5 protein-coding genes are annotated in these 10,428 nt (G+C 56.0%); 2 read left to right on the top strand and 3 right to left on the bottom strand.

Going from position 1 to position 10,428, the window contains the following annotated elements:
• Window positions 1-215: 215 nt before the first annotated feature.
• The 3 genes from AC1RMY_RS25835 to AC1RMY_RS25825 form a co-directional block, all read right to left on the bottom strand.
• Window positions 216-446 (bottom strand): helix-turn-helix transcriptional regulator, encoded by a 231-nt coding sequence (locus tag AC1RMY_RS25835; RefSeq protein ID WP_492869500.1) that lies wholly within the window; start codon window positions 444-446, stop codon window positions 216-218.
• A 282-nt stretch (window positions 447-728) separates the two neighbouring features.
• Window positions 729-1,493 (bottom strand): hypothetical protein, encoded by a 765-nt coding sequence (locus tag AC1RMY_RS25830; RefSeq protein WP_492869498.1) that lies wholly within the window; start codon window positions 1,491-1,493, stop codon window positions 729-731.
• Between the two features lie 207 nt (window positions 1,494-1,700).
• Entirely contained in the window at window positions 1,701-2,678 is a 978-nt protein-coding gene (locus tag AC1RMY_RS25825; protein WP_492869496.1) for an IS630 family transposase, read from the bottom strand.
• 600 nt (window positions 2,679-3,278) lie between these two features.
• Between AC1RMY_RS25825 and AC1RMY_RS25820 the strand changes: the two genes are divergently transcribed.
• Together AC1RMY_RS25820 and AC1RMY_RS25815 are read left to right on the top strand one after the other, a co-directional pair.
• Window positions 3,279-4,040, top strand: coding sequence for a hypothetical protein (locus tag AC1RMY_RS25820; protein ID WP_492869494.1), 762 nt, complete (start codon window positions 3,279-3,281; stop codon window positions 4,038-4,040).
• A gap of 2 nt (window positions 4,041-4,042) precedes the next feature.
• On the top strand, window positions 4,043-10,375 hold the full coding sequence (locus AC1RMY_RS25815; protein ID WP_492869492.1) for a calcium-binding protein: 6,333 nt from the start codon (window positions 4,043-4,045) through the stop codon (window positions 10,373-10,375).
• Window positions 10,376-10,428 lie beyond the last annotated feature (53 nt).

Genomic DNA, 10,428 nt, shown 5'->3' with positions numbered 1-10,428 from the left:
CATAATGGCTGCGATGATCCAGAAATCCTCCCTTCCCGAAAACCCCTAAATGGTCTCAAGAGCGCTGACGCCGGACACCCGACGGGTATCGAACGGGATCATTGTGCACCAATCGATCCACTTCAATAGAGTGTTGATAATAAACAGAAAATGTGAAAGTGATCGAGTTTAAGGGCCGGTAATAGGGGCATGTTTGGAGTGCCCCCACGTGATAATCACGCGCCATCACCTACCTGCTGAGTGACCCAGCTTGGAGCCCGGCACGTCACTGTGTTCTGCTCGTCCCAAGTGTCAAGTTCGCTAATTGGATAAAGGACGGCCTTCCCGATTTTCACGAAGGTAGGCCCGATCCTCATGGCTCGCCAATTTCGAAGCGTGCCTACCGAGATGCCACCTCGGTAGCGCTCAGACACCTCTTCAGGAGTTAGAAATTTGCCTTCGGTCATCGCCACCTCCTTTGGCGCATGCTGGCCGGGCCAGTGACGCCGATTGCACAAGAAGTATGAGCGTGAGCCCTTGCCGTTCGATACTCCCGTGCGATCTGGATCACTCCCGGGATGGTCGCCGAACGGTCGCTCACGCCAATGCTCGGACATAGATGCAACGTGATCGTGGCGCACGGAAGCGGAAGGCAGCGGAGTTCGGGAAAATGGATACAGCGGGTGGTACATGGGCGGGTCTTCTTTCCCGCCGACTGGTGCCTCATGCCGTTGAAGGCAGCGGGCCGGCTATTCGCTTTGGTCGTATTTGGACTTGTAGCGCTCCTCCGGCGCCAGCCACTCTGCCAGGAAGGCCAGTGGATCCAGTGCGCCAACCATCGACCTGGCCAGCGCGAGACGCTCATTGAGGTGGGCGCGACGTTCGCCCTCCGCCTCATCGATACGGCTCTGCGCCTCCAAAAAGAAGCGCTCGACGGCCGTAGCCGCCGCCCATTTTTCCATGATGTCCGCGAGTTGCTTCTTGCTCTCCGCCAACGCTTGCGCGATGTGCCTCTGATCCTCTTCGCGGCGATAGCGTTCTTGCGCTTCCTCCAACTCCCGCCGCCGCCGGGCAGCCGCTTCCTCGGCGGCTTTCATCAGGGTCCGAAGTTCGCCCTCGACGCTTTCTAGTTTTTGGACAATCGCCGAGACCATCGAGCTCATCGAACTCGTCTGCGTCTCTTGCCAACTCGCGGTCCACTCGACGCCTGCCAGAGGAGAATAGGCAATGAAGCGAAAGCGCCCGCAAGGAAGATCCTGCTCGGTGGTCCAGGAGTGGGTGAGTTGCCATGGTTTGGCTGACTGAACGAGCTTGCTATCTTCGCGGACATATTTTCCGCCCAAATAGCGAAGCGTGGCTCGCTCGGTCATCTCGGTCAGGGCAAGGCCGATCGGAATGGGGCCCATATAGGTGATCGTCGGTCGACGTGGCGACCAGATGCTCCCAAACTGGTAACGTCCGTATTTTCTGTCCTTCCTGGGAGCCTCGCGCTCTTCAATATGGATGCGATTCATCTCCTGATCAGGCGGCGCGATCAGAACACGATGCCCCTTTCGGTCGAGCGCGCTATAGATGTCGTTGGCTAGTTCGAGAGCGCGAACGAGACGGGTTTCTGACGCCCCTTCGCCTTCAGGTAGGCCACAAAAGGCGAAGAGCTCTGCGTGTGGTGAGCGGTGCGGCGACCTTGATACGGCAGGAGATAGATTTTGAAGGCCGGCGGCTCATGCTGCCGCCTTCATACGTTTTTTGGCGAGCAACGCTCGTATGAATTTATCCCACCGCGTCATGCCGGCGCGCTTCTCTGCCATGTAACCCTCGACGGCGTTGAGCCGGCTGGCGGAGGTGGGCGTGAAGTGGAACGTCCAGCGGGGATGTCGGCCCAGCCATTCGATCACCTTGGGGTGCTTGTGGGTGGCGTAATTGTCGAGGATGGCGTGAACCGTCTTGCCAGCCGGGACCTCGCGCTCGACGGCGTTGAGGAACCGGATGAACTCCTGATGCCGGTGGCGCTGCATGCAGCGGCCGATGACATTACCCTCCAGGATGTTGAAGGCCGCGAACAAGGTGGTCGTGCCGTGGCGCTTGTAGTCGTGGGTCATGGTCCCGGCGCGCCCCTTCTTCAGGGGCAGGCCCGGCTGGGTGCGATCCAGGGCCTGGATCTGCGACTTCTCATCGACGCTGAGCACCACGGCATGGGCGGGAGGATCGACATAGAGACCGATGATGTCGCGGACCTTGGCGGCGAACTTCGGATCGTTGGAAAGCTTGAAGGCACGGATGCGGTGGGGCGCCAGGCCATGAGCCTTCCAAATGCGCTGAACCGAGGTCAGGCCAACGCCCGCCACCTTGGCCATCAGCCGCCCGGTCCAGTGCGTCGCCTCGCCAGGAGGATCGCAGAGCGTCAGGGCCACGACCCGTTCGGCCACAGCCAGCGGCAGGCGGGGCGTACCGGGCGGTCGGGTCTTGTCGCGCAGCAAGCCCTCGACGCGTCCGTCCATGAACCGCGCCTGCCAGCGCCAGACAGCGGTCTTGCTGACCCCCGCCGTCCGCATGATCTCCACTGTGCCCATGCCATCGGCCGTGGCCAGCACGATCCGCGCGCGCCAAACATGCTTCTGCAGGCTGTTGCGGTCGTCAACGATCGACCGCAGTCGCTTACGATCTGTCGGGCTCAGATGGACGACAACGCCAGTACGCATCCCGCAGACTCGCACGACGCCGCGCCGCGCGGAATCCCAACCCGGACTCTTTTGTCCCAATCAATCCACTAGAGCTGGCTCAGTTTGTTTGAACAGTTTCGGTGCTCTTATCTGACCTGTCCAGTTTTTCCGAGCCGGCTCTATATTCGCTCCCGTTCACGGCAACCATGCCGCGAACGGGCCGAAATCCACTCATATCTGATGTTCTGACTTTCCGAGCCAGCTCACGAGTATTATTCTAATTTAAATAACACAAATAGATCAATCATTTTGCATATACAAATAATCTCGCTGCACGGAAAAATTCCGTTGCACGCCTCCCGACCTTCGGCCTATCCTCCCTCATAGGTTGAGCGAGGCGGGCAGACAATGGCGAGATCGAGGTCACTTTCTCCGATAACGAGATCTGCGAGACCGTCTGGTCGCGCTTAAGGCCGACTGATTATCCGAAAATCCGGCAGCGTCCAAGTAAGGCTTTTCAGACTCATCTGCAGGGCGTGAGGCGTTATGTTCAAATTAAGACGACTTCATGTGCCAATGCAGGAGAAAGCGTGAGATTCCATACGCTTTCCGCTGTTAAAATATAGAACATGTAGAGACATGAAGAAATTCGCTATCATAATATTTTGCTCTATGCTCATTGGCTTCGCCGTGGTGCGTCTTTGGGCGGGTCCTATTCTTAAATCTGCTTATCGGATCACCTTTACCTTCTCCACGCCCCACGGACCTATGCGAGGGTCAACAGTAATAGTAACGGCCGCTCCGGGAGGAAAGCCGATCGTCACTAGTGGAGGGCCAAAGATTTGGGGCGACGCCATTTTCCTCAAAACCGCACTTAGCAAACCTATTATAATCTTGACGCCCTCAACGGAACTTCCGCGGGTCGCGTTCAATATATCACTAGGAGCAGAAGAAGTTCGGCTTGGCGAGACGATCGATCAGAAAGTCGCGCGTCTTCCTATCGGAGCAAAGGCAGTTGTTCCATTCGATATACTGCCGGAAATTGTAACTTTCGATGATGTAAACGACCCCAGTTCCGCTAGAGTCGTATTCTATAAGCGCCCACATAAAATCGTTAATAATTTCAAGAATCTATTCGGCGACGGGTGGAGCCTTGAGCAAGCAACTATCGAAATTATACGTGTTATTTCGGGGCCGGCCTATGTTTTGGGTCCATTTTGGCCGCAAAGTTGGCATTTTGTGAGCGAGCCCCTCTACGCGAACAACATTACCTCCCAGATAGCATGGCTATATTCGAAGGAATCTATCGAATTTTTTGACCGAGCATTGGCGGCGCAGATCGGCACCGGGGGGCCCGGAATAGGTCTGGGTCGCAGCCACTTCTATCAACAAGGATTCTAGCGATGTCGATCTCGACCGGCAACATCAAGCTGTTTCACGCCATCCTTGCGATGGATGTCTATAACAGGGGATACAATTCAGGATTAAGTTCTCCGGGATCAAGCGCCGGGTTGGTAGGCAACAATCTCGGAGTGGCTACGATTAGCTCGCAGGGACTGCCGTCAAACGCTCAATCAAATTCATTCTACGCTTCTTCATATACTTGGGGTGATAGCGTCGTTATTTCATATCGAGGAACTGATAGTATACCAGGAAATTGGGGGGACTTGCCGGGATTCGGGATCGCGTTTGGTTCGTACGACACTGCGCAATCGCGCAATGCGGTCGAATTCTATAACGATGTCAAGGCGCGTTCTGCTGGCAAGGAGATCGCGGTAACCGGCCACTCCCTCGGAGGAGGCCTCGCTGGATTTGTTGGATCTGTCTACGGTCTCAAAGGCACACTATTTGACAATATGCCGTTTGAACTCGCTGCAAATAATTTGTACAATGCGACCCGAATGTATGATTTCACCTACACGGACGCAAATGGTCAAGCACAGATTATCCCGAACTATGTTGACGATCTGGCAGCGCGCGATTTTTACTATGGGAACGCGAACCCAGCGCCTATTGATAGGTCGAGGCTGACTGCTGAATATATGACTGGCGACTTCCTAACCCCACTCCGCTCCAGCCAGCAAACCCTCACAATCGGAATTGATCCTGGCGCAAACCAAATGGGAGTTGCGAACTTCGAAACTCACTCCCAGGCGGCGCTCATCATCGCGAAATTCGGCAACGAAATGACCCTTGGCCCGCGCCATTGGAAATTGGTTTCAACCGATTTTTGGCGAGCGCTCACTAACGAAGAGATCGCCCTAGCTGCGGGAATTCCGCCCGCTGGCACGGATGGCCGCTACGCGGCGGCCGACAAAATGAAAACGATGATCGCCTACTCGGCCATCGACGAGGGGGAGCGCCCCTTCGGCGATACCGGAATTCGAGCACTTTTCGATGATGTTGAGGAACTAGGAACCCTCAAGAATCAGTTCGGTAGCAATCTGGGATCGACTTTAGATCTATCCCTCGAATACCTAACGGAAATTTCTGTCCAGTTCGCCGGCTTCATGGCGCTGAAAGACGACGAAACAGCTGCAAAAAAGTCCGGGGTAATTTCAGTCGATAGTTCCGAGAATCGTCTCACGGTCGATCTTTCAAATGAATTCTGGAAGGCAGCTGGAACTCATAATTTCAGTGGCCAAATTATAGGTCGCGACGGGCTCTTCGAAAATTTGATCGTGAACGCTGGAAGCAGCTCAATCTCCGAAGCTAAGGGCATTGGACAGAAGCTTTGGGGCAATGATACTTGGAAAATGATCGATACACTCGTTTTCTCTACGAAAAACGATAAGTATGAGGGAAATGTCCCGGATTTACCTTCGAGCGAGAATCCCGATAAGCACACATTTTTTGGTTCCGGAGACGGCGATGACAAGATAATGGGCTCTTCGAAGGAGGACTTCATATTTGGCTCTAACGGAAAGGATGAAATAAAGGGTCGAGATAATAATGATATCCTTGTCGGCGGAGTTGGTGATGACAAATTGTACGGAAATGATGGCAATGACGCGCTTTTAGGGGACCTTGATAAGGATGAATTGTATGGCGGAAAAGGGAACGACTTGCTTTATGGCGGAGTCGGTGAGGATAAACTCTTTGGCGGCGCGGGTGATGATGAGCTGAATGGCGGGTCTGGTGAAGATGTATTGGTCGGAGCTCGGGGAAATTCCGTTTATACGGGTGGTGAGGGTTACGACATTTTCGTGATTGAAAGGGGGATGGGCACGGTCACGATCAAGGACGCGGAAATCTATGATAAGCTAGTCATTCGCGCGAGCGATGTATTGAGCCGAAAGCAGGAGAGTCCGCTGCACGGGTTAAATGACCAGAATGGGAATGAAATCTATAATGCAAACTATAGTGATTGGGCGATTGTAATCGAAACCGGCGTCTATGGTGGCCCGGATTTTCTTTATCAGAGCGTCCAGCAGCATTGGTCAATAAGAGTTCCCGGGCAAGATAATGAAGCATTTTGGCCTGACTACATTGCCAAATTCAGCGGCGGAAGTCTTGAGTTGACATTCCGCGATGTCGGTTCAAAGGGTGCGCCTGACGTTACAGTAATCATTGAGAATTTTCGAGCTGGGATGCTTGGACTCGATAACGTACCGAAGAACACGCTCGCGTCCGAACTGGACACGTACGAACGTGTCGCAATCCCTGTCCCAGATACGACTCAGATCGGCACGGAGTCGGAAGGTGGGCAACAACGGCAGATGCTGCGGCTCGTTGCCACGAGCTCTCAGCCTGGAGACGATCATCTTATCGGCTCGGACGATGACGATACCCTGTATGGCTTGAGCGGTAGCGACACGCTCGAGGGCGAAGGTGGTGTCGATTTCCTGGATGGCGGTGCTGGCGATGACGCTTTGGCCGGTGGCACAGGCGATGATGAACTGACGGGTGGCGCTGGATCCGACACCTACTACTACGCCTCTGGCGATGGCGGCGACATTATCGACGAGTTTGCGTCCGAGTCCGACATCAACACGCTGGTGCTGACCGACCTCAACCTGGCGGATGTGACGTTCTCGTTCGCAAGCGATGCGGTGATGTCCGACCGGAGAGCCGATCTGATCATTACCGTCAATGCAACCGGCGACAAAATTCGTGTCGCGGGGCAGTTCCTGGATGTTCTCTACGGTATGGGTGTGCCGGTCGGCCTGTCGCAGATCGAGTTTGCAGATGGCAGCCTCCTGGATCGCGCGGCGATCGAACTGGCGGCAGGCTTCTATGTTCCGACGGATAGCGTTCTTGGGACGGAGGCAGCCGAAACGCTGACCGGCGATTACGCAGATAACTTCATGAACGGCTTCGGCGGGGCTGACATCATCAACGGTGAAACAGGTGATGATCGGATCACCGGTGGAGCTGGATCCGATACGTTGAACGGCGGCGCCGGCAACGATACCTTCGTCGCCGAAACATCCGATGGCGACGACATCATCAATGGTGGCGATGGTGCCGGCGACACGCTCGACTATTTCGATATCGCCTCACCGATCGTGGTCAATCTACAGAGCGGGACCGCAACGGGTGCCGACATTGGATCCGACACGCTAACTGGCATCGAAAATGTGTCGGCGGCCTATAGCGGGGGCAGCGACACTTTGATCGGTAGCGCAGCCGACAATGTTCTCGACGCAGGTGGCGGTAACGACACGCTGACAGGTAATCTCGGTGACGACACGTTGTCCGGCGGAAATGGCGGCGACATCTACCAGTTCGCGATCGGTGATGGGCACGACTTTGTTTCAGATGATCCGGACATTTTCTTCGACGACGCCTACCTGACGGAGCAGGATGTCCTAGTGTTTGGACCCGGCATCGACCTCTCGAACGTGGCTTTCGAAGCGCAGGGAGCGGATAACGCCAGGGTGGTTCTGGCGAACGGGGGTGGAAGTGTTGCGATCTCTAATCAGCTTCGGCCCGGCGAAGGAATCGAACTGTTCCAATTTGCGAACGGGACGTCGATCTCAGCTGCGGCAGTAGCGGCAATCGTTGTCGCAAATCAAACCAGCTCCGGCGACGACCTGATCAACGCGACCGGATTCAACGACACCATCACTGGCGGCACAGGGAACGACCGCATTCGTCTGGTTGGCAGTGGTGATGTCGTTGTCTACGCAGCGGGCGACGGCAACGACGTTATCGAGAGCCAATCGCCGGTCGCGCTGCAACTGACCGATCTCAATGCGACCGACTTGCAGTTTGCCTTCTCGGGTCTCGATCTGCTCATCACGGTCGTGGCCAGCGGGCAGACCATCCGCGTCACGAACCACCATACTGATGCGTCGGAAGTGACAGGCCTTGGTCAGATCACGTTCGCGGATGCAACCGTGTGGGATCGCGCGGATATCTTTGCCGCTGTTCCCAAGACCATTCCGGCCGGGACCGCCGGTGACGATGTCATCGCTGGGTTCGGCACTGACGATACCATCAATGGCGCCGGTGGAAACGACGTACTCTACGGCTTTGCCGGCAACGATGAGCTTTCAGCCGGGTTCGGCAACGACAAACTCTTCGGCGGCGCCGGCGACGATACGCTCTACGGGGAAGAGGGCAACGACACGCTCGTCGGTGACGCGGGCCACGACACGTTTGTGTTGGGTCTGAATAGCGGCGCCGATTCCGTCCTGGATTTTGCTGCTGGTGCTGGCACGGACGACATCATTCGCGTTGACAGGGCCGTCTTTGCCAACTTCGCTGCGGTGATCGCCGCGGCGAGCCAGGTCGGAGAGAACGCAGTCGTCACGGACGCTGGCGGAAACACGCTGACTTTGGTCGGTGTGCAGATCGGGGATCTGCACGCTGATGACTTTGAGTTTATCGGAGGAGATCCCGAACCTAACATTATTTATGCCTCCCCGGAGGGAGGCTATCTCTCAGGCACCAATGGTATCGACCACTTCATCGGTAACAGCGGCAGCGATACTTTCTATGGCGGCGAAGGCAACGATATCCTCAATGGCGATAATGGGAACGATAGTCTGTATGGCGAAGAGGGCTCGGATACACTGGCGGCGGGCGAGGGTGACGACTGGCTCGTAGGTGGGGCGGGGGCTGACGTACTCGATGGCGGAGCGGGCTGGGATGTGGCTTATTTCGCGACCTCGTTAAGCTCAATTGTGGTTGATCGCGTCGCATCGGAAAATAACGCAGGCGACGCTATTGGCGATGTCTATTCGAGTATTGAACGGTTTGTGCTAACTGACTTCAATGATCGGTACGTTGGCGTTTCGACGTCGGACTTCGTCTCTGGAGGAGCCGGAGACGACGACATCGTGACGGGCGATGGCGATGATTGGCTTACAGGCGGAGAGGGCGCCGATGCGCTCAATGGCGGGGCAGGTTGGGACGTTGCGAGCTATGATGGGGCAATTGCCGCCATTGCGATCAATCGCACCGCGCCGTCATCAAACGGGGGCGAGGCCGAAGGTGATATCTTTGCCGGTATCGAGCGCTTCGTGCTCAGCGGGCATTCTGATCAATACGTGGGGGACAGCGGCTCGGACAGCGTCTCCGGAGGCAGTGGCAATGATGTATTGTCGGGCGCTGGCGGGGACGACGGACTGGTCGGAGACGATGGTGACGACATTTTGGATGGGGGGGCGGGAGGTGACTATCTAGACGGGGGCGCTGGCACGGATACAGCGCGCTATATCAACGCTCTAGGTGGCGTGATTGTGGATCGAGCGACGCCGATCAACAATGCGGGAGACGCCGCTTACGATGCGTTCGCTTCGATTGAACGTTTCGAACTCACCAATTTCAACGATCGGTATACCGGTGACGATAACTCCGACGTTGTAGACGGCGGTGCAGGCGCGGATGATCTTGTTGGCGCTGGTGGAAACGATACTCTCGCTGGAGGCGAGGACAACGACTACCTAACTGGCGGCATTGGGGCCGATGTTCTCAATGGCGGGAGCGGCTTTGACTCGGCATCCTACGGCACCGCGACGGCTGGTATTGTCCTGGATCGCATTACCTCTTCAAATAATACGGGAGAGGCTCTTGGGGATACGTTTATATCAATCGAACGCTTCGATTTGACAGATCATAGCGACATGTTTGTAGGTTCTGCAGATGGTGAGTACGTATTTGCAGGAGCAGGCAATGATACGATCCTGGCGGGTGAGGGCGATGATACGCTCTTCGGTGGCGATGGGAGTGATCAACTCGACGGCGGTCTTGGTTGGGATGTCGTCAGTTACAGTGATGCGACATCGGCAATCACGGTAGATCGCGTTACGGCCTCTAACAGCGCTGGTGCTGCATTCGGAGATTCGTTCGTCAATATAGAACGCTTCGCCCTCTCGGGACTCAGTGATCGGTATGTAGGAAACAGCTCCAATGAGTTCGTTTCCGGCGGGGGCGGCAATGACCTTATCATCGGCGGTGAGGGCGAGGATAATTTGCAGGGCGATGAGGGTAACGATGAACTGTCGGGCGGATCTGGCAATGACGGGATTACCGGAGGTTCTGGAAATGATGCATTCGTCTTCGCTTCTGGATTCGGCATGGACACAATCACCGACTTCGTTGCGGGCTCCGCAACGGATGACGTGATCGAGTTCGATGACGCGGTCTTTGCAGGCCTCACGGCGGTGCTGGCGGCGGCCAGCCAGGTCGGCGCCGATACGTTGATCAGCTACGATGCCAACAACACCATCACGTTGAAGAACGTCACGATGAGCAACCTCCACGCCGACGATTTCAGGTTCGTGTAAGCGATAGCCCGTCTCGATCCCATGCTGGCGCGGACCCTGTCCGCGCCAGCGGC

Source organism: Allobosea sp. GW822-FHT03F07 (assembly GCF_058801345.1).
The sequence above is the reverse complement of the archived record's forward strand: the minus strand, read 5'-3'. Positions and strand labels throughout refer to the sequence as shown.

Excerpts from the sequence above, each read along its gene's own strand:
- AC1RMY_RS25825 (WP_492869496.1), bottom strand. The coding sequence starts at position 2,678 with ATGCGTACTGGCGTTGTCGTCCATCTGAGCCCGACAGATCGTAAGCGA.
- AC1RMY_RS25815 (WP_492869492.1), top strand. The coding sequence starts at position 4,043 with ATGTCGATCTCGACCGGCAACATCAAGCTGTTTCACGCCATCCTTGCG.
- AC1RMY_RS25830 (WP_492869498.1), bottom strand. The coding sequence starts at position 1,493 with ATGAATCGCATCCATATTGAAGAGCGCGAGGCTCCCAGGAAGGACAGA.
- AC1RMY_RS25820 (WP_492869494.1), top strand. The coding sequence starts at position 3,279 with ATGAAGAAATTCGCTATCATAATATTTTGCTCTATGCTCATTGGCTTC.
- AC1RMY_RS25835 (WP_492869500.1), bottom strand. The coding sequence starts at position 446 with ATGACCGAAGGCAAATTTCTAACTCCTGAAGAGGTGTCTGAGCGCTAC.